The organism is Spirosoma panaciterrae DSM 21099, assembly GCF_000374025.1.
Taxonomy (GTDB): Bacteria; Bacteroidota; Bacteroidia; order Cytophagales; family Spirosomataceae; genus Spirosoma; species Spirosoma panaciterrae.
The window spans coordinates 43069-62968 of sequence record NZ_KB893177.1; the positions used below are offsets into that span (position 1 = coordinate 43069).

Consider the following 19900-nt stretch of genomic DNA (forward strand, 5'->3'; position numbering starts at 1 on the left):
TGGTAACCTATCCGAACAGTTCTCCCGTTCGGAAGTTTGGCATGATTCCAAGATGACGGTAGGCTTTTTCTGTGGCCTCTCGTCCGCGAGATGTTCGTTTCAGAAAACCTTCCTGAATCAAAAAAGGCTCATAAACCTCTTCGATCGTTTCTGCTTCTTCGCCACAAGCCGTAGCAATGGTGGTGATGCCTACCGGCCCCCCCTTAAACTTATCGATAATCGTCATCAGAATCCGATTGTCCATATCGTCCAGGCCATTCTGATCGACATCCAATGCGCTCAGGGCAATTTCAGCAATAGCGACGTTTATATACCCGTTACCTTTCACCTGGGCAAAGTCGCGGGTACGGCGTAGCAGATTGTTGGCAATCCGTGGTGTACCCCGGCTCCGACGGGCAATCTCAAAAGCGCCTGATTCGTCGATCGGTGTTCCCAGAATAGCCGCTGACCGCTGAACAATGCTGGTCAACAGTTTGGCATCGTAATATTCAAGTCGGCAACTAATACCAAACCGGGCCCGGAGCGGTGACGTAAGCATACCCGCGCGGGTTGTTGCGCCAATGAGCGTGAAGGGATTTAGCTTGATCTGGACACTACGGGCATTGGGGCCCGAATCGAGCATAATATCGATTTTGTAATCTTCCATTGCCGAATACAGATACTCTTCAACAATGGGATTGAGCCGGTGAATCTCGTCAATAAACAGGACGTCGTTGGGCTGAAGATTTGTCAGCAAACCTGCCAAATCACTGGGTTTATCCAACACAGGCCCGGAGGTCATCTTGATGCTGGCATTAAGCTCGTTGGCAATGATATGCGACAGCGTGGTTTTGCCTAATCCTGGAGGGCCGTGAAGCAGCACATGGTCGAGCGCTTCTCCCCGTTGCATGGCAGCCCGGACAAACACTTCAAGGTTTTCAAGCACTTTTTCCTGACCCGTAAAATCCTCGAATGAGAGCGGCCTGAGTGCGCGTTCAATTTCTTTGTCGGTAGCGGTCATGCCATCGCCCGAACCTTTCAAAAAGTCGTTTCGCATGGTTTTGATACGTACAGACCCGGCCATTTTTTATCGCCTGAACAGCAAATTATGACCGGGTCGTTTATGTCAAATATACGAAAAAAACTGCAGAAAACCGCTATCGAATCAGCAATACCGACCCCCTTTTTGTGACTCGTCCACGCTCTGGAAATGACTCACTTTTATAGGTCACCACATACGGATAAAGCATGGATGGATAGGTAGAACCGTGGTACGTTCCATCCCATTTCTGCTCAGGATTGTTGCTGGCAAAAATGACTTCTCCCCATCGATTGTAGATGCGGAACTCATAATCGGTAACGTAGGCCGTAAAGATTTGCAGTACATCGTTTACGCCGTCATTGTTGGGTGTAAACGCATCAGGAATATTCACACGAGGTTCGCACAAGTTCAGTACCCGTGCCGAACCTATTGCCGTACAACCCAACGGGTCAGTCACCTGAACCTGATAATCGCCAGCACGGTCTACCAGGATTGATCGGGTCGTATCTGTTCGATTTACCCATAAAAATTTCAACCCTGCTGCGCCACCGGCCGTAAGTGTCGCTTTTCCCTGATCGCCTTCGCAAAGAGAAGCCTGTTGGGTGAGTGAGAAGGGTGGCGGTGGCCGATTGCCCACCCGAATGCTACTTCGACCTACGCAACCCGACTGGGTATTCCGAACGGTTACGCTATACGAACCGGGCTGAGCTACGCTTATGCTCGGACTTGTTGCTCCGGTACTCCACTGATATAGATTGCCCGGAATATCGCCCGATAGCGGAGCCAGTACAACGGCGAGACCATTACACTTGAGCGTATCGGGACCTAATCGGGCAAAACCTGTGCTATCCAGCCCTACCTTGATGCTATCTTTCAAGGCTTTACACCCCTTGTCGTCCACGATCTGTACTTTATAAAGCCCAGGCGACACCTGACCGAGAACAGGGGTTGTAGCAATGACCGTATTCGTTGGTCCATACCAGCTATAGCTGGCAGCTGTTCCCCCCGTAACCGTTACGCTAACAGTTCCACTGTTCGGAATACTACACAACGCATCTTTGATCAATGGGACAATAGCCAGTTGATTCTGCGGTGATTTTAGGGTAAATGAGGTATCGGCTTTACAATCGTGCAAGGTATCGGATACACTCACGGCATACCCTCCTTCGGTAAGACTGAGTTGCTGACTTCCTACACCCGTAAGAATACTCCCATCGGCACGCGTCCAGTTGTACTCATACGTTCCGGCTGGGGTCGTTGTCACTCGGATAGCGCCATCAGCCGATGTACAGGCAGTTGGCCCAGTCAGGTTAGCCGCCATACGCAATTTAGGCAACTCAGCCACGCGAATGGTATCCGAGTTTTCGCAGGTGGTTCCATTTACAGTCGATTGCGCCGTAACCGTATACGTACCTGCTTTGGTCACATTGATTGAGCGCGTCGTTTCGCCATTACTCCACTGAAACTGAGTCCAGGTTTGCTGGGGTACTCGCAGGGATACACTGGATCGATAACAGAACACCGTATCGGGTCCTAAATCGAGCGATGGAGTAGGTTTGATCTGAACCTCAATGGTATCACTTTTAAAACATTCGCCATTCGCTGCCAGGCCCACTACGATATAATAACCGGGCCGATTGAGGGTGATGGTCTTTTGCCTGCTCGCTACGGCCCCATTCACCAGCCAGACGTAGACCTTAGCCTGAACTTTTATATCCAGCGTAATCCCTTTCTTATTACAAATAGCCGTGTCGGCGCCCAGGTTTATATCGGGTGGCGTTTCTAAGATAGTTAGGGTGTCATGGATGACTGTATCCTTACAGATACCGCCCGAGCTGGTACGGGTAACAATCTGAAGCGTCGGGTAATAAGTACCCGGTTTAGTGTATCCGTGCGTAACCGGCTGCGCTGAGGTCGTTGAATACGGGCGGCTACCATCCCCAAAATCCAGCGTATAGGCTTCTTTTAGTTTAGGGCAGTTGGGGCCTATCGTAAATACCGTCGGCGCATTGACACAGGTATCAGCATGAGTAAGCCCTGGCCCACTCGACGGATCATTAAAATTCGCCACCAGGTTCGGTAACCCTAATTGACTGGTTTTGCCTCCCAACGATTGTCCGTTCGGGGTAAAAATAAGGCTGTCCAGCAACCCGCCGTTCGGGTTTTCGATGGTTGCTAAGGAGTTGCTTCCTTTTACAGCCACATAAATACGGCCGTCGGGCCCGATTTGTATGGACCCATATTGCCTGGTTGTACTACTATCGACAACCGTTTTCGATTTTGAGACCAGCGAATCCGCCTGACTAAGATCGTACTTCAGGATATAAGATGCCCCTTTCTGGCTACCATCCGAATTGGTATCCGCCAGCATGGTTACATACAGACTCTTTCCATCGGGCGAAAACTCAGCACCATAGGCTTTAGGGGGTGCAGTTCCCAGATCAATGGTCCGCTCATATTTCAATACGCCTGTCGAGTCGTTGAACGTGTAGATTTCGACGGAGTTTTTGGGAGGTCCTGGAATCACAACCGCCATAGGCCGATTGCCTTCATTGCCACTGGTCGTATCGGCCGGTCCAATTTTGATATACCCTTCGGCATTCGTCAGCGAGTCCAGAACCTGCCCACCTGTGTAGGTCACCGGATCGGCGCTTTCGCCACGAGTAAGGTGACGAACCTCAAACTTATTGGTTCCGTAGATTCGGGTAATCACCCAGTAGGTGGAGTCCCGTTTGTTCTCAACCGATGCCGCCTGTTCAGTCCCTTTATCCGACAGCAGGACATTTTTTTCAACAACAGCGCCTTTGCCACCATTCTGACGCATATCAACTACGCTATACGTCAGTGTTTTTTTGCCACGGATTTCGGAAGTGGTATATACATAGTACAGGTATTCGCAACCCCGACAGGTAGGTTTTGGCACGATCAGAGCCGACTGCGTTGAGCGAGTACTCCCATCGAGCGGTATCTGAACCGCATTGGTGTCGCCCGGTACGAGTGACTTCAATGGTTTACCGTCTTTTCCGTAGATGGTGATGCCATCTGTATAAAAAAGTAAAACCCCTTTCGTGTTCGCAATGGATGACGACCCTTCTATTGTGCTTAAGCTACCATCCGTAATCGGTTTTGGCGATCCTCCTCCGCTGAAGTCCAGCCCTGCATTTTGCCCAAAATACCATTTCACGCCCTGCGATTCTTTCTTCTCACCGCAAACGTCTACATTGATACGATTCTGGTAGGAGCACCCATTGGGGCTAATGGCTTCGACTGAGTAGCATCCCGAACTGTCGACCTGAATACTCTGGGTGGTATCGCCTTTAGGGTACCAGATGTAGCGAAACCCTTGTTGAGTAGTACCGGCATAAGGGTCTAGCGTAATGGTTTCACCTTTACAGATCGTTGTATCTGTGCGCCAGTTTGTAAACGAAGGAGGTGGTGTACTGACATTAATATTCCGCTCGGCGGTTTGTGTTACGCCATTGACGGTTCGGGTTAGGGTAATCGTATAAAAACCCGGTTGCCTGTACACGTGCTTGGCTACTGAGTCCCGTTGCTTAGTAAGGGTGGTTCCATCTCCAAAATTCCATACGTGCGTCGTGGCCTTTACAGCCGACGTATCCGTAAATGTAAGCGAATCGGTTCCGCACTCCTGGTCAGGAATACAGGCCTTTCCACTAATTTTGAACCCTTGCGCCCAGGACGTAGTCAATCCTGCTACTAGAAATAGTAAAGCCCAGAGTCCGACAACACGAATAGTACTGCTAAAACTTAACATGAACAAACGCTGAATATAGCCGCCTTCCCAATTTCAGTCCCACAACATAACAACAGCGGGGGCATTACGTTAGTATAAACGATAATGATTCCTTAAAATTTTATCGCCTGATCGTCACAACTCCCCTTAAAATCCGACTAATTTTATAGGGTGTGCATCATTTAGTACTCCATTTGCGTTCATAACGTTGCAACCAAAAAGTTGGCCCAGTCTTTGCCTGATTCTGCTCATATGATTAAGAAATACATACTGACCATTTTGACACTGGCTCTAAGCCGGGCGGCCTTTGCTCAAGACCCCCAGTTTACCCAGTTTTATGCTGCTCCGCTCTACCTGAACCCAGCTTTTGCCGGGTCAGCGCTGGCTCCGCGCATTACCGCCAACTATCGAAATCAATGGCCAGCAATTACCAACTATGTAACAACAATGGTTTCGGTCGACCACTTTTTCGAAAAATACAATAGTGGTGTGGGTCTTTTGATTCAAAACGATAATCAGGGTCAGGGTAGGATTCAATCTACCGATATAGGGTTGCAATATGCATACCAATTTCAGGTAGGTGAAGCCTCGTTTGTCCGCCTGGGCTTACAGGGGTCTTACGTCAATCGGAGCATCAATTATTTTGGTCTTACCACAGGCGATCAGTTTACCGACCGTGGATTCATCACGGGCAGTGTTTCCAATGATCCAGCCCTGCAGGGCGGACTTCCGACCCAAAAATACGTTGATTTTTCGACGGGTGGTCTTTTTTATTCCGACTGGTTTTGGGTTGGCCTATCGGCCCATCATATCAATCGTCCCGATCAGGGATTTTTCATTGGTGGGCGCGAACGACTCCCCGTTAAAACCAGCATTCAGGCCGGGCTTCGTATCCCACTGATGGGCTTTACGGGGCTGGCTGACGAACTGGATCGGGAAATCAGTATCTCACCCGTGGTGATGTACAAACATCAGGGCAAATATGACCAACTAGACCTGGGGGCTTACTTAACCTATTCGCCGTTAACGATCGGTGCTTATTACCGGGGTATTCCCTTCAAAAAATACGACCAAACCCTCAACAATCATGATGCTGTAGCGGCTCTGGTTGGCTGGCGGATGGACAAATTTTCGATTGGCTACAGCTATGACGTAACCATTTCAACACTGGGAAACAGTGGTGGCTCGCACGAATTGTCGATCTCCTACATTTTCGACAAGCCCGAAGGGCGTCGGGCGGGTGTGAAAAAACGGGATAAGAGACTTCCCTGTCCGAAGTTCTGATAAGCACATCGTGCCCATGAGTACGCTTCGCTAAAACTCGTATCTTTACTCAAATCCAAAGAAACAGCCGATGAGCGTAACGTCCCAGGCGAGGTCACGAAATTCGCTGCCATCCTCAAGAATTCCTTCCTCGCTGATCTATGAAGAAATCGATGGTATACCCTATTTCTATCAATGCACACCCCATACCAACAGCTATTTGGTCACTCAGCCGATTTCGAAGTAACCTACCGACTGTTTTCTCCAGAAGAAGGAGGCCGAAAACTACCTCCTTTTCAAGGAATACGATGGGACTTTCTCTATGAAGAGTTCCCTGGTGAGGGTTTTATGATCTATCCTGAGATAATGGACCCACAAACAAACGAGATATTTCCCTCTGGCATTCCAATTCCGCCGTATGGTATAGCTACCATGTGGAATACTTAACAGTAGTCTCCGCACTCTTCATCAGCAACGCCTTAAAGCCGGTACACATGGATATTTTATAGAGGGCCCTAAAAAAGTAGGCGTATGTGAGGTCTCTAGGATTCTTGGCCTACATAGTAACCCTATACAATGATTGCAGGAAGATAAATCCTCTTATGAAGCAACCATTGTATAGGATCAAATAAAATTATCCCAGCTTCTTATACTTTATCCGGGTTGGGGTAGCATCAGTGCCCAGGCGTTTGCGCCGATTTTCTTCGTATTCCGAGAAATTCCCTTCAAACCAATATACCTGTGAGTTGCCTTCAAAAGCCAGAATGTGCGTGGCAATCCGGTCCAGGAACCAACGGTCGTGACTGATGACAACGGCACACCCGGCAAAATTTTCCAGCCCTTCTTCCAAAGCCCGCAGCGTATTGACATCCAGATCGTTGGTCGGCTCATCCAATAGCAGCAGATTAGCGCCCTCTTTGAGGGTCATGGCCAGGTGAACCCGGTTCCGCTCCCCACCCGAGAGTGTACCGAGTTTCTTTTCCTGATCGGAACCCGTAAAGTTGAACCGGCCCACATACGCGCGAGCGTTGGTTTGTTTACCCCCAAGCATAATCCACTCGCTGCCCCCCGAGATTGTTTCAAAGACCGTTTTGTTCGGGTTAAGGCCGTCATGCTCCTGATCGACGTAAGCCACTTTTACCGTTTCGCCCACGGCGAAGGTGCCATTATCGGGCTTGTCGCGCCCGGTAATGAGCTTAAACAGCGTCGTTTTACCAGCACCGTTCGGCCCGATTACGCCAACAATTCCCCCTTGTGGCAACTGAAAACCCAGATGTTCGAACAAAAGCCGCTCGCCAAATGCTTTCGAAACATCTTCGGCTTCAATCACTTTAGCGCCCAGTCGTGGGCCGGCCGGAATAAAGATTTCAAGCTTTTCGTCGCGTTGTTTGGCATCTTCATTCAACAGCTTTTCGTAGGCACCCAGGCGGGCCTTCGACTTCGCCTGACGAGCTTTTGGAGCCATCCGCACCCATTCCAACTCACGCTGGAGAGTCTTCTGCCGTTTCGATTCGGATTTTTCTTCGCGAGCCAGTCGATTCTGCTTTTGCTCCAGCCAGGATGAGTAATTGCCTTTCCAGGGAATCCCTTCGCCCCGGTCGAGTTCGAGAATCCAGCCCGCTACGTTATCCAGAAAATAGCGATCGTGCGTAACGGCAATCACCGTACCTGCATATTGCCGAAGATGCTCTTCCAGCCACAGAACCGACTCAGCATCAAGGTGGTTGGTTGGCTCATCGAGTAGTAAAACATCCGGCTGCTGCAACAACAGGCGGCATAAAGCAACCCGACGTTTTTCGCCACCCGACAGATTGTCAATCAAGACATCGGCGGGTGGGCAGCGTAGGGCATCCATAGCTCGTTCGAGTTTCTGGTCCAGCTCCCAGGCATTATAATGGTCGAGTTTTTCCTGAACTTCCCCCTGCCGGGCGATCAATTTATCGAAGTCGGCATCAGGGTCAGCAAAGGCTTCATTAATCTCATCAAACTCTTTTAGCAGGTTGACAACTTCCTGAACACCTTCTTCAACCACTTCCCGAACCGTCTTGCCCGATTCAAACTTTGGCTCCTGCTCGAGCATTCCCACAGAATAACCTGGTGAGAAAACTACTTCTCCGGTATAATTTTTGTCTATACCTGCAATTATGCGCAACAGGGTTGACTTACCAGAGCCATTTAAGCCTAAAACACCAATTTTTGCACCATAAAAAAAGGAAAGGTAAATGTTCTTTAGGATTTGTCGGTTAGGCGGAATATTTTTACTCACGCCAGCCATAGAGAAAATTATGGTTTCCTGACTCATTAATTTCTAATAGATTTGTAGTTGGCATTAATCCTCAAATTTAACCCACAGCGCAGCCTTAACCAAGCACAGTAATGGAAAACGCTTCACTGGTAGATGAATACGGTTACGTCAAAGACGGAAAGGTATTTTTGAAAGGCTACCTGAATTATGAAGATCGCCAGATTGGCGAAGTAAAACGGACCGAGCAGGAAGCGCTCGATTATTTTAAAAATCGCTTCATCATTGCTGAGAACAAAGTCAGCCAGTTAGAGAACGATATTGCCGAAGCGCAGAACAAAGGCTCTTATCTGACCAAACTGGTTCAGCTCCGCAAGAAACTCCTCGGTTTTGATGCACTAGGTGACTTCCCGCCCCTGCTTGAGCGGCTGGATGAACAGGAGAAACTGTTGGCCGACTTGATTACGGTCAATCAACGCAAGAACTACGACATCAAGAAAGCCTTGATTGCCGAAGCAGAAGCTATTGTCGACAGCAACGACTGGCGCCCCACAGCCGATGCCCTGCAGGAAATCAAGACGAAATGGATCAAGACAGGTCCGGTTGATAAGTCGGTCGAGGCTGAGGTTGAAGGCCGTTTTCAGGAGTTGCTGGACGGGTTCTTCCAACGGCGTCGTGAGTTCTTTAATGAACAGAACAAAGTCATTCAGGAACGTCTGGAAAAATATGATGAGCTGATTCGGCTTGCTTTCCGGGCCAATCGTCTGGGCGATCTGGATGCGGCCTTCCAGGAAGTTCGGCGGCTCAACAACGCCTGGAAGCAGGTTGGCGAAGTGCCCATCAAAAAAAGTGGCAAACTGTACAAACAGTTTAAAAAAGCTACGACGATGTTCTACACGAAGTATAACGACGCGAAGGGCATTGTTATCCAGCCAAAGATTGATCCGCGCATTGAGGCTCAAATGAAAATGGCCGATGAAGCCGAACGACTCTCGAAACAGTCCGATATTTTTGCGGCTGCCGACCGGGCCAAAGTTTTACTGAATAGCTGGAAAGAAGTAAAAGTACCGTTCAAGCTACAGGATAAAGTGCTGAATGAGCGGTTCCGGGCAGCTTGTGATAAGATTTTTGAGTTGAGCTATCTGGGTCGGGTATTGACCCGGAAATACCCTGCTTTTGAATTAAAAAGTAAAGCAGAGCAGTTGCGAACCAAAATCCGGGAAATGGAATACCTGATCAAACGGGAGAAAAACGACCTTCAGTTTGCTTTACAGGATGCCGAGGGACTCGACCCCAACAATGCTGAAGACAAGATGATCCTGAATAAAATCGGCACCCAGAAACGTAAAATTGCCATGAAAGAAACCATCCTGCGCGAATTCCAGAAGCAATTGGAAAGTGTAGGCTACTGATAGGCATTTCTCTGATAAAACGAAACGTGCCACGGTTCTGGAACCGTGGCACGTTTCGTTTGGGCAAATTGTTATTGAGGTATGGAAACAAACACGAATAACGCCGATTTTTTAACTTCTGACACCGACTTTCGGGCTACCATTGTTCCCGGCAAATTTGTCCGGCTGGAGTATCTGACCGACTTAAATGAATTTATAAAGGCCGACGTACTTATCAAACAACTTGCCTACGAGAATGGCGCAGAATGGCTTGAACTGGCCACTGGCGAAACCATCCCGCTCGACCGAGTCGTAAGTGTTTCAGGTAATTTATCGCCCCGCTTTCCGGGCTACGGCAATTACTCGTGCGATTGTTAACCGTTAGTCAATCCGATCAAAGCCACAATACGGTACGAGAACGTTAGGTATCCGAATACCTTCTGGCGTCTGATTATTTTCCAGAATAGACGCCAGAATGCGGGGCAGGGCTAGTGCAGAGCCATTGAGTGTATGCATCAATTGCATTTTGCCATCCAGTTTCGAACGAAGCTTCAGACGGTTTGCCTGATAGGTTTCAAAATTCGATACCGAGCTAACTTCCAGCCAGCGCTGTTGAGCAGCCGACCACACTTCCATGTCGTAGGTTAGGGCAGACGTAAAGCCCATATCGCCCCCGCATAGCCGCAATACCCGATACGGTAATTCCAGCTTTTGCAGTAACCCCTGCACGTGCTGACTCATCTCTTCCAGTGCGGCATAGGAATTTTCGGGTTTCTCAATCCGTACTATTTCAACTTTGTCGAACTGGTGCAGGCGGTTCAGCCCCCGCACATGCGCTCCCCACGACCCGGCTTCCCGTCGGAAACAAGGCGTATAACCGACATTTTTGACAGGCAGTTGAGCCTCGGGTAGAATTACGTCGCGGTAAAGATTCGTAATGGGAACTTCAGCCGTCGGAATCAGGTAAAGCTTATCTTCCGTTACGTAATACATCTGGCCTTCTTTATCGGGCAACTGTCCCGTTCCAAAGCCCGAATCCTCATTGACAACGATAGGCGGCTGCACCTCCAGATACCCGGCTTTCAGGGCTTCGTCGAGAAAAAAATTAATCATCGCCCTTTGAATACGTGCCCCCTTGCCTTTGTAAACCGGAAACCCAGCGCCCGAAATTTTAACCCCTAGTTCAAAGTCAATGATGTCGTACTTCTTGATTAATTCCCAGTGTGGCTGAGCCCCTTCATGAAGGGTAGGTTTCTCACCATTTTCCAGCACCACCTCGTTATCGTCGGCCGAACGTCCCTCAGGAACGCTACTGTGCGGAATATTAGGGATCGTTACTAAAACAGCCTGCAAAGCCATTTCGATCTGACGGAGCGTTTCTCCCAGATCTTTCGAGCGGGTTTTCAACTCAGCCGTTTCGGCTTTAGCGGCATCAGCGGCTGCTTTATCACCCGCTTTCATCAATGCCCCAATCTGTCCTGCTTTAGCGTTTGACTGCGCCAGTACATCATCGAGTTCGCGCTGGGTATCCCGCCGTTGCTGGTCGAGGTTTAACACCTGATCAATGGTGTCTTCGGCATTGGCAAAATGTCGTTTATGAAGACCTGTCAGTACGGTTTCTTTATTCTCACGGATGAAGGGTAGTTGTAGCATTAATTTGTCTGGATAAGACGTTTAATTACAGCTAAGAATTCTTCTGTTTGAAATAATCCTAAACGATTCGACGAACTGTTCAGGATTTCGCTAGCAAATCTAGGCTGAAAACAAGCCATCGTTTAGAGCATTCAGCGCATCGGCTTTGTACTGTCCATGAATGAGTAACGACAGGTTGCTTTCCGTGCCTCCATACGAAATCATCCGAATAGGAATATTTTTCAGGGCGTTGAATACCCGAACAGCTACTCCTTGGTTGTCGGCACTAAAATTACCAACAATACAGATGATTGTCTGATCGTAGTCGGGTTCTTCCAGCGTACAGAAGGCGCCCAGCTCAGCTTTAATTTCTTCGATACGCTCGGTATTATCGATTGTAACGGAAACCGATACTTCCGATGTAGCAATCATATCGACCGGAGTTTTGTACTTCTCGAAGATTTCGAAAATCCGGCGCAGAAAACCATAGGCATTCAACATACGGGTCGAGTGGATGTACAACGCTGTAATTCCATCTTTGGCGGCTATGGCTTTAAATACCTGATCGCTTGTCCGGTCGGCAATCAATGTACCGGGAGCGCTGGGGTCCATCGTATTTTTCAGGCGCACAGGCACACCAAACATCCGGGCGGGCGTAATGGTAGATGGGTGCAATATCTTAGCCCCAAAATACGCCAGCTCGGCCGCTTCGTCGAACGTCAATTCCCGAACGGGGAACGTGTTTTTTACAATGCGTGGGTCATTGTTGTGCATTCCGTCGATGTCGGTCCAGATCTGGATTTCTTCGGCCCGGATAGCCCCACCAATCAGCGAAGCCGTATAATCCGAGCCTCCACGCTTAAGGTTATCGACTTCGCCCCGTGGGTTACGGCAGATAAAGCCCTGGGTAACGATGATCTGTTTGTCGGCATGCTGAGGCAACATTTCGGCTAAAGCCTGCTCTGTGAATCCAATCTCAGGCTCATTATCGGCGTCAATCCGCATGAATTCGAGAGCAGGCAACAAGGTAGATGCAACCTTCTCTTCTTCCAGATATGCCTGAAACATTTGGGTACTAAGCAACTCACCTTCGGCAACCAGTTCTTTTTCCTGCTTCAGCGTGAAAGGCTTAATCCGGGTCAATGACCGAATAAAAGCAAATTCGTTATCAACAATTTTCTGCCCGGCGGCCTTACCGTCTGCAGTCTTGTACAGCTCGCCAATAAAGCTGTCGTAATGCGCCTTCAGCGTGTCAATTTTGAGGTTCGCATCGGTATCGTTGTTTGCTTTCAACGATTCGCCGATAGCCAATAGCGCATTGGTTGTGCCCGACAAAGCCGACAACACCACAATTTTGGGGGTACTATCTTCAGTAATCAGATGGCGGATGGACTGCATACGCTCCGGTTTCCCAACCGACGTGCCGCCAAATTTCCAGACGTGCATTTTTAATTAATGAAAGAGTGAATGAGTGAAAGAGCGAACAAGTTGAGAGCAGAATATCGCTCTTTCACTCATTCACTCTTTCACTCGTTAAAACTTGCTATAAACCTGTTCTTGTAATCCGATCATTTTGATGGCAGTTATGGCTGCTTCGTCACCTTTGTTGCCGTGTTTACCACCTGCCCGGTCGAGTGCCTGCTGTTGGTCGTTGGGTGTCAGAACGCCGAAGATAACGGGCTTTCCGGTTTTCAGGCCGACATTGGTTAAACCCTGAGCTACGGCGTGGTTGATGTAATCATTGTGTTTGGTTTCACCCTGAATCACACAACCAAGGGCTATGACCGCATCAATATCGTCGCGCTGGGCAAACCACTGAGCCCCTAACGTTAGCTCATAACTGCCCGGTACATTACCCCTGACAATATGTTCGGCTCTGGCTCCGTATTGCAGCAAAGTCTGATAAGCCCCTTCAAACAAGGCTTCGGTAACTTCACTATTCCATTCTGATACCAGTATGGCAAACCGACGTTCACTAACATCGGGTAAGTCGTTGGTTGAAAATACACTCAGGCTTTTTGCAGCAGTGGCCATTCTGAACCGGGATTTTTATGATTGTACTGATATACTGTGATTGATTTGTACCAATGATTTATATGAGGCTCAGAAAAACTAACTTATTCAAATCAAAGTCGGTCAGTAAAATCATATAAATCCGGGTCAAAAAAAAGGACAAAACCGGCTTCGGCTTTGTCCTTTGCTGTATTGATTCAATCAAGTACGCTTACGACTCGCCGACGGTAGCCTCCAGTACGGATTTGTACTTCTTGGCACTACCAGCCTCAGCCGACTGAGCATACTTCTCGATAATTTCGTTATACGTATCGATGGCCTTATCGTTCTGTTTAGCCTGCTCGTAAGCAACAGCTAGCTTCATCAGATAACCAGGCGTAAAATATTTATTCGACTTATAATCAGCAGCTTTCCGGTAATAATCAGCGGCTTCATCGAAACTTTTCTTCTCCATGTACGCATCACCTGTGAGGGCATAGGCCCGCGCCTGTACCAGCAGATCAGATGAGCTGAATGCTTTCAGATGCTCGATAGCGTCATCGTATTTACCTTGTTTCAACAAAGCAATGCCGGCATAGAATTCGGCCAGATTACCAGCGGGGGTTGACCCGTAGTTGCTTGCCACGGCCAACAAGCCAGGGCTTTTGCCATCACCATTCAGTGCTTTCTTGGTTGAATCGGCTTCGAGTTGATAAACCGATGGAAACATTTCGACCTGGGCTGTGTCATCCTGCTCGCTGATATAGTAGCGATAGCCGAAATAACCAACCACCAGCAACAAAATGCCACCCAGTACACCTAAAACAATGTTTCGGTTCTGTTCAAAAAAGTCTTCGGCCCGTTCTAACTGACCGGCCAGTGCGTCTGGATCTTCCAAAAACTCCAGTCCGCTGTTCTTTTTGCTCATGCTTTTGCAATTTGGACTGCAAAATTAGGAATATTTACCATTATGAAAAAGGGTAAATATCAAAACTTTACGAATCCAGTCCGTTTTGTAATTCAATATCACGTACAGACATAACCTCCGACGAACGTACTTCCCGAATCTGATGCGGCAATAAGGTTTCTACAGCCACCGATTCGCCCGTAAGGGTCACAAATTCAACTTCGTAGGCTTTACCGCCATTGTAAACGGTTAAAATTGTTCCAACATCCCCGGCCTTCAGGCGTCCCTCTGCAATCTCTTCCTGAAGTACGACCAAATCATACTCACTCATAGACTCATATACTGGTTCACAAAAAGAAACGCTCGACATTGCATCTTGTTTTGTTCATAATTAAATAACTTTGCCGTGCTAATCTTCCAGGGGTGCCCTAACTAACGGGCTGAGATTATACCCATTGAACCTGCGCAGGTAATGCTGTGAAGGGAAATGTGCTCATAGGCTACGTCTATAAGCGTTTTTACAAATATCATACCAATAACAAGGTAGGTTTGGCCCCTAGCCTATCGTAACCATTTTCAGTCATGAAAAAAGGTACGACCTATCTTACCAATCTCGTCCGCTTAGTAGCCTTGCTGCTAATCAATCTGCCCGTATGGGCGCAAGTTTCCATTTCAGGTAAAGTAGCTGATGCTGAAGGCGGTACGCTACCTGGTGCCGCCGTTGTTCTGGAAGGCACCTATAAAGGTACTTATACCGACGCTGCCGGAAACTTCCAGCTTACCAATTTGAAGCCGGGCTCCGTATCCGTAAAAATTTCATTGTTAGGGTACGAACCACAAACACAAACCATATCGCTGACCCAGAATACGACCATCGACTTTAAATTAACCAAAACAGCGGTTGCCGTCGATGAAGTTGTGGTCAGTGCCACGCGGGCCAATCAGAAATCAGCCATTGCGTATAGCAATGTTTCCCGTCGGGACCTGGACAAGCTAAATCTGGGGCAGGATATTCCGCAGTTACTCAACTTTACGCCTTCCATCGTCACCACGTCCGATGCGGGTGCAGGCGTGGGCTATACAGGCATCCGCATTCGGGGATCGGATGCCACGCGGGTCAATGTGACCTTGAATGGTATACCTTACAACGATGCTGAGTCGCAGGGAACATTTTTTGTCGATATGCCCGACTTTGCCTCTTCGGTAAGTAGTATCCAGATTCAGCGGGGTGTTGGAACATCGACCAACGGGGCAGGCGCTTTTGGCGCATCGGTGAACATCCAGACCAACAAGCTGGAAACAAACCCCTACGCTGAAACCAACCTGTCGGCTGGTTCATTTGGCACTCGTAAACTGAACGTGCTGGCTGGTACAGGGCTGCTCAACGGCCATTTTGCCGTAGATGCCCGCTTATCGACCATTCACTCCGATGGATTTATTGACCGGGCGTTTTCGAACCTCAAATCCTTTTATCTGTCGGGGGGCTATTATGGGAAAAAGGGCTTTATCCGGCTGAACGCTTTTTCGGGTCAGGAGCAGACCTACCAGGCCTGGAATGGTATACCGGAAGATATTCTGAAGACAAATCGGACGTATAACGCCTTTACATACGACAATCAGACTGATAACTACCAGCAGGATAATTACCAGCTTATCAGCTCGTATGAACTCAGCAAAAATTGGCGGGCTAACCTTTCATTTTTCTATACAAAGGGGAAAGGCTATTACGAAGAGTTCAAGCCCAATGACAGTTTCAGCAAATATGGATTACCCAACGTAACCATTGGCGATTCTGTGATCACCAAAACCGACATTATCCGACGCAAATGGCTGGATAATGATTTTTATGGGACTGTATTCTCGTTCGATTATAACAGCTTCGGGAAACTGACGGCAAACATTGGGGGGGGCTGGAACCAGTATCAGGGTGCTCACTACGGTGAAATCATCTGGGCCCGTGTAGCAGGCAATACCAACATACGGGAGCGTTACTACAACGACGATGCGATCAAAACCGATTTCAACGTGTATGCGAAAGCTTTTTACCAGTTCAGTAATCGGCTCAACGGGTTTCTGGATTTGCAGGTCCGAACGGTTGGGTATTCGTTCTTAGGGTTCAACAGCCAATTGCAGAATGTACAGCAAAACGCCAACCTGACATTTTTCAATCCCAAAGCGGGTCTGACCTATACACTCAACGACCAGAGCACGTTTTATGGCTCGGTAGGTGTAGGCCACCGCGAGCCCAATCGCGATGATTACACCCAATCGACGCCCGCCAGCCGACCCAAATCCGAGCAGCTTATCGATTACGAAGCTGGGTATAAACTTCAAACGGAAGGGCTAGCCTTTACGGCTAATGTGTATTACATGGATTATAAAAATCAATTGGTGTTATCGGGCCAGTTGAACGATGTAGGGGCTTACAACCGGGTCAATATCCCCGTTAGTTATCGCGCTGGCCTGGAACTGGAAGCTGGGGCCCGGCTGGCCAAACAACTCCGCTGGAATGTGAACGCCACCTTCAGCCAGAACAAGGTCAAAAATTTTACCGAATACCTCGACAATTACGACAACGGACTTCAGGAAGCCCGTCAGTACAGCCAGACCGACATTTCATTTTCGCCCAATGTAATTGCAGGTTCACAGCTACTATTTACACCTGCCAAAGGGCTGGAGTTGGGTCTTTTATCAAAGTATGTCGGAAAGCAATATCTGGACAACACGTCGAACGAAAGTCGAAAGCTGAACCCCTACTTTACCAACGATGTTCGGCTGATTTATACCCTTAAACCAAAGTTCGCTCAGGAAATTGCCTTCACGTTACTTTTCAACAACATGCTGAATGAACTTTATGAATCGAACGGGTATACGTATGCCTATATTTCGGAAGGGAAAGTGTATGCTGATAATGCCTATTATCCACAGGCAGGGCGGAATTTTCTGGCAGGTGTCCGGTTACGGTTTTAGTGTACCAATAGCCGCTGATGTATAGCTGGCTGGCCAGTTGGGTAAATCGTAACCTGATACAACCCGGCTGGCCAGTCTGCTACCGAAACGCCATACGTATTCGGGCCCGCTATGTATCGGATCGAGCGCTCATAGATCGGGCGACCCATCAGGTCAGAAACCCGAAGCTGGGCAGCACCCGGTAATGTAGCTTCATACCGAATGGTGATTTGCTCTCGGGCAGGCGATGGAAATACACGTAGTTTGGTTTCCAGTTCGGGCTCTGTAGCGGTCAAAACCTGACTACTGAACAGGTATGGCTTGCTGATGATTGCTTTCTCAAACTGGGGCGAACTCCAGAACAGTTTCGACGTTGCATAGCCCTGGCTTTCTAAAAAGTCCATCTGAATGGTGTAGGACTGACCAGCTACCAGATCAAGCTTTCCTAACCACTCGAGCGACGGCTGAGCCTCCCACTTATCGATCAGTAGTTTGTTATTTACCGAAAGGCGAACGCCATCGTCGGTTTGGGTGTAAAACGTATAGGTATCGTTGAAAGGCACCTGAATTTTTCCCGTCCAGCGCACCACAAAATGATCGGCCCCTACATTTGGCGCCGGTTCTCCTTCACCCCAGTCAAAATTGATCGTTTCGTCCGTTCGGCTATAGGCTGGCGTTCCTGCAATCTGGTCGGTATTGCTGTAGTATTCAGCAAATAAGCCATTGCCCGACGAAGGGGGTAAAGCCTGATATTGCATTGTCAGCGTTGGGCTTCCGGGCTGCACTTCATAGGTGACCAACGGCGCATTCTGACCATTACCCCAGCCTATAAATTTATAGAAACCATCCGATGTAGCCGTATAGGGTTTTGTTTCCAGACTACGCAGCATGCCTACTACCGATTGAAACGTCATATCGGGTTGCCGAGGCTCTCCATCCAGATACACTCGCACTCCCGTAACACTACTGGCAATCGTGACGGTAGCAAGCTCAGGTTTTATATCCACGAACGTTTCGTTGGTTAAGCCCGACACATCGGTTGCCAGTAGATGTACACGATACCAGACTTCGGTAGACGTCTCGCCCACACGCGGAATTTTAAACGTACCTGTCGTGATGCCCGAAACAGGGTCAAGGGCAGGATGAACGTGATCGTCATGGTGAAAATCGATCCACCAGGTCAGCTTAGCATTCGATAAAGGTTGCTGATTGGCACTCACCGCATCGCCTGCGAAGGTGAGCACATCGCCCGCCCGGTATGTTTTGTTAGTTATGGGCTGCTGGATACGCGCTACGGGCCGCTGTGCCTGCACTACCCGCAACGACATCACGTCTGACGTATCGGCCCCTAAGGCATTTGACACAATACAGTAAACGGTAGTTCCATTGTTGGCCAGTGTAGGACTACTGATGGTGTATTGGCTCTGATCGGCTCCAGCAATCAGCTTTCCATTCTGATACCATTTGTACATCAGTGGCTTCTGCCCAACCGCATTGACACTAAATGTAATTGACTCCCCAACGGGCACAAAGGCATTAGGCGACTGGCTACTGATATACGGCAGCCCCGAATCGAAAAATGATACTTTATGCAGGGAGCCATTCCAGGTTGAAGTATTGTCTTGCTGGGTACCGCCCCCAAGCCCAGATCGGGCCAGATAATACAAGTACCCATCAGGACTGGTCGCTATCCCCACAGGACGGTCAACATTCGTTACAAATGAACCAATGATCTGACCATTGGCCGGATCAAGCGTATAGATGGTGCCATTGCAGTAGTCTGCAAAAAATGCTTTGCCTTTATACTCGGTGGGGAAGCGAAGCGTAGGCGGGTTATACATGGCCATACCGGTTATGGCACAGCCGGTATTATGGTCATACACCTGAAGCGGGTCGGCATAATTCTCAGGGGCATCCTGGTTGGTACGACGCCCTTCAATAAGCGGCCAGCCGTAGTTTTTACCAGCCCGAATCTCATTGATTTCTTCAAAACTGGCATCGCCTACATCGCCCACCAGAATCCGTCCGGATACTGGGTCAATATCCATACTGAATGGATTCCGTAAACCCAGCGCGTAAATAGCCTGGTATTTACCTTGTAGCTGACCGATAAACGGGTTATCGGCTGGAATACTGCCATCGTCATTTAGCCGCAAAACTTTTCCGAGCAGGCTATTAAGATTTTGGGCCGCCGACGCGTTGGTTCCTTCTCCGGTGGCAATATATAGCTTTCGATCAGGGCCAAACCGCATTACCCCAGCATTATGAACGGTGGCTAATAGCGGGTCAAAATCGATCAATACAGTTTCGCTAGCCGGATCAGCCACACCATTAGGCGCCCGAAAACGGCTTAGTCGGTTATGATTCTGGCCGTTTACGGTGTAATAAACGTAGAAATAGGGTGTTCGCGGAAAATCCGGGTGAAAACAAAGGCCAGACAGCCCCCGCTCATTGGTAACATCGATATTAGTAACCGTCATGAACGGATCGGGCGAAAGCACATCCTTGACAACCTCCCGGATTTTCCCATCTTTTTCGATCACAAAAAGCCGCCCATCGGGCGCAAAGGCAAGACCTGTCGGGTTCAGATTACGGGCAACCTGTTTCTCCACAAACCCACTCGGCAGTTGGGCAAACGCCGATTTCAGCAAACCAATCAGTAAGACCGTATAAATGAATCGCATCAGACCAATATAAATAGACAGTTAAGTTAATGTTTTCTCATATTTCGTTCATGAGACCACATTAA

General features: G+C 48.6%; 13 protein-coding genes. 4 read left to right on the forward strand and 9 right to left on the reverse strand.

Annotated elements, in window-relative coordinates; genetic code table 11:
* Positions 1-7: 7 nt before the first annotated feature.
* Both ruvB and B153_RS0108650 read right to left on the reverse strand, forming a co-directional pair.
* Positions 8-1036: a Holliday junction branch migration DNA helicase RuvB gene (ruvB, locus tag B153_RS0108645; RefSeq protein ID WP_026262004.1), complete on the reverse strand. Its 1029-nt coding sequence runs from the start codon at positions 1034-1036 to the stop codon at positions 8-10.
* Between the two features lie 100 nt (positions 1037-1136).
* Positions 1137-4796 (reverse strand): T9SS type B sorting domain-containing protein, encoded by a 3660-nt coding sequence (locus B153_RS0108650; protein WP_020596299.1) that lies wholly within the window; start codon positions 4794-4796, stop codon positions 1137-1139.
* A 231-nt stretch (positions 4797-5027) separates the two neighbouring features.
* On the opposite strand from B153_RS0108650, the gene B153_RS0108655 reads away from it, so the two are divergent.
* Complete coding sequence (locus B153_RS0108655; protein ID WP_020596300.1) at positions 5028-6059, forward strand: PorP/SprF family type IX secretion system membrane protein; 1032 nt, start codon at positions 5028-5030, stop codon at positions 6057-6059.
* Between the two features lie 613 nt (positions 6060-6672).
* On the opposite strand, the gene ettA is transcribed toward B153_RS0108655, so the two are convergent.
* Positions 6673-8340 carry an energy-dependent translational throttle protein EttA gene (ettA, locus tag B153_RS0108665; protein WP_026262006.1) on the reverse strand — a complete coding sequence of 556 codons (1668 nt, stop codon included), beginning with the start codon at positions 8338-8340 and terminating at the stop codon, positions 6673-6675.
* 74 nt (positions 8341-8414) lie between these two features.
* Here ettA and B153_RS0108670 point away from each other — a divergent pair, with 74 nt between their 5' ends.
* Both B153_RS0108670 and B153_RS0108675 read left to right on the forward strand, forming a co-directional pair.
* Positions 8415-9692 carry a DUF349 domain-containing protein gene (locus tag B153_RS0108670; RefSeq protein ID WP_020596303.1) on the forward strand — a complete coding sequence of 426 codons (1278 nt, stop codon included), beginning with the start codon at positions 8415-8417 and terminating at the stop codon, positions 9690-9692.
* Positions 9693-9773: 81 nt separating this feature from the next.
* Positions 9774-10049, forward strand: a complete 276-nt coding sequence (locus tag B153_RS0108675; protein ID WP_020596304.1) for a hypothetical protein — start codon at positions 9774-9776, stop codon at positions 10047-10049.
* Between the two features lie 3 nt (positions 10050-10052).
* On the opposite strand, the gene serS is transcribed toward B153_RS0108675, so the two are convergent.
* The 5 genes from serS to B153_RS0108700 form a co-directional block, all read right to left on the reverse strand.
* Positions 10053-11324, reverse strand: a complete 1272-nt coding sequence (serS, locus tag B153_RS0108680) for a serine--tRNA ligase (protein WP_020596305.1) — start codon at positions 11322-11324, stop codon at positions 10053-10055.
* Positions 11325-11423: 99 nt separating this feature from the next.
* The gene (locus B153_RS0108685; RefSeq protein ID WP_020596306.1) at positions 11424-12749 is read right to left on the reverse strand and encodes an aspartate kinase; all 1326 of its coding nucleotides are present in this window, start codon (positions 12747-12749) and stop codon (positions 11424-11426) included.
* 87 nt (positions 12750-12836) lie between these two features.
* Complete coding sequence (gene ribH, locus B153_RS0108690) at positions 12837-13337, reverse strand: 6,7-dimethyl-8-ribityllumazine synthase (protein ID WP_020596307.1); 501 nt, start codon at positions 13335-13337, stop codon at positions 12837-12839.
* A 190-nt stretch (positions 13338-13527) separates the two neighbouring features.
* Positions 13528-14223, reverse strand: a complete 696-nt coding sequence (locus B153_RS0108695) for a tetratricopeptide repeat protein (protein ID WP_020596308.1) — start codon at positions 14221-14223, stop codon at positions 13528-13530.
* 67 nt (positions 14224-14290) lie between these two features.
* Entirely contained in the window at positions 14291-14533 is a 243-nt protein-coding gene (locus tag B153_RS0108700; protein ID WP_020596309.1) for a DUF4926 domain-containing protein, read from the reverse strand.
* A 251-nt stretch (positions 14534-14784) separates the two neighbouring features.
* On the opposite strand from B153_RS0108700, the gene B153_RS0108705 reads away from it, so the two are divergent.
* On the forward strand, positions 14785-17172 hold the full coding sequence (locus B153_RS0108705) for a TonB-dependent receptor (RefSeq protein ID WP_020596310.1): 2388 nt from the start codon (positions 14785-14787) through the stop codon (positions 17170-17172).
* Here B153_RS0108705 and B153_RS0108710 read toward each other — a convergent pair.
* Complete coding sequence (locus B153_RS0108710; RefSeq protein WP_051097244.1) at positions 17169-19835, reverse strand: PQQ-dependent sugar dehydrogenase; 2667 nt, start codon at positions 19833-19835, stop codon at positions 17169-17171. The genes B153_RS0108705 and B153_RS0108710 overlap by 4 nt on opposite strands.
* Between the last annotated feature and the right edge of the window lie 65 nt (positions 19836-19900).

What these genes read in the sequence shown, in the direction of transcription:
- ruvB (WP_026262004.1), bottom strand. Translation starts at nt 1,036, where the DNA reads ATGCGAAACGACTTTTTGAAAGGTTCGGGCGATGGCATGACCGCTACC.
- B153_RS0108650 (WP_020596299.1), bottom strand. Translation starts at nt 4,796, where the DNA reads ATGTTAAGTTTTAGCAGTACTATTCGTGTTGTCGGACTCTGGGCTTTA.
- B153_RS0108655 (WP_020596300.1), top strand. Translation starts at nt 5,028, where the DNA reads ATGATTAAGAAATACATACTGACCATTTTGACACTGGCTCTAAGCCGG.
- ettA (WP_026262006.1), bottom strand. Translation starts at nt 8,340, where the DNA reads ATGAGTCAGGAAACCATAATTTTCTCTATGGCTGGCGTGAGTAAAAAT.
- B153_RS0108670 (WP_020596303.1), top strand. Translation starts at nt 8,415, where the DNA reads ATGGAAAACGCTTCACTGGTAGATGAATACGGTTACGTCAAAGACGGA.
- B153_RS0108675 (WP_020596304.1), top strand. Translation starts at nt 9,774, where the DNA reads ATGGAAACAAACACGAATAACGCCGATTTTTTAACTTCTGACACCGAC.
- serS (WP_020596305.1), bottom strand. Translation starts at nt 11,324, where the DNA reads ATGCTACAACTACCCTTCATCCGTGAGAATAAAGAAACCGTACTGACA.
- B153_RS0108685 (WP_020596306.1), bottom strand. Translation starts at nt 12,749, where the DNA reads ATGCACGTCTGGAAATTTGGCGGCACGTCGGTTGGGAAACCGGAGCGT.
- ribH (WP_020596307.1), bottom strand. Translation starts at nt 13,337, where the DNA reads ATGGCCACTGCTGCAAAAAGCCTGAGTGTATTTTCAACCAACGACTTA.
- B153_RS0108695 (WP_020596308.1), bottom strand. Translation starts at nt 14,223, where the DNA reads ATGAGCAAAAAGAACAGCGGACTGGAGTTTTTGGAAGATCCAGACGCA.
- B153_RS0108700 (WP_020596309.1), bottom strand. Translation starts at nt 14,533, where the DNA reads ATGAGTGAGTATGATTTGGTCGTACTTCAGGAAGAGATTGCAGAGGGA.
- B153_RS0108705 (WP_020596310.1), top strand. Translation starts at nt 14,785, where the DNA reads ATGAAAAAAGGTACGACCTATCTTACCAATCTCGTCCGCTTAGTAGCC.
- B153_RS0108710 (WP_051097244.1), bottom strand. Translation starts at nt 19,835, where the DNA reads ATGCGATTCATTTATACGGTCTTACTGATTGGTTTGCTGAAATCGGCG.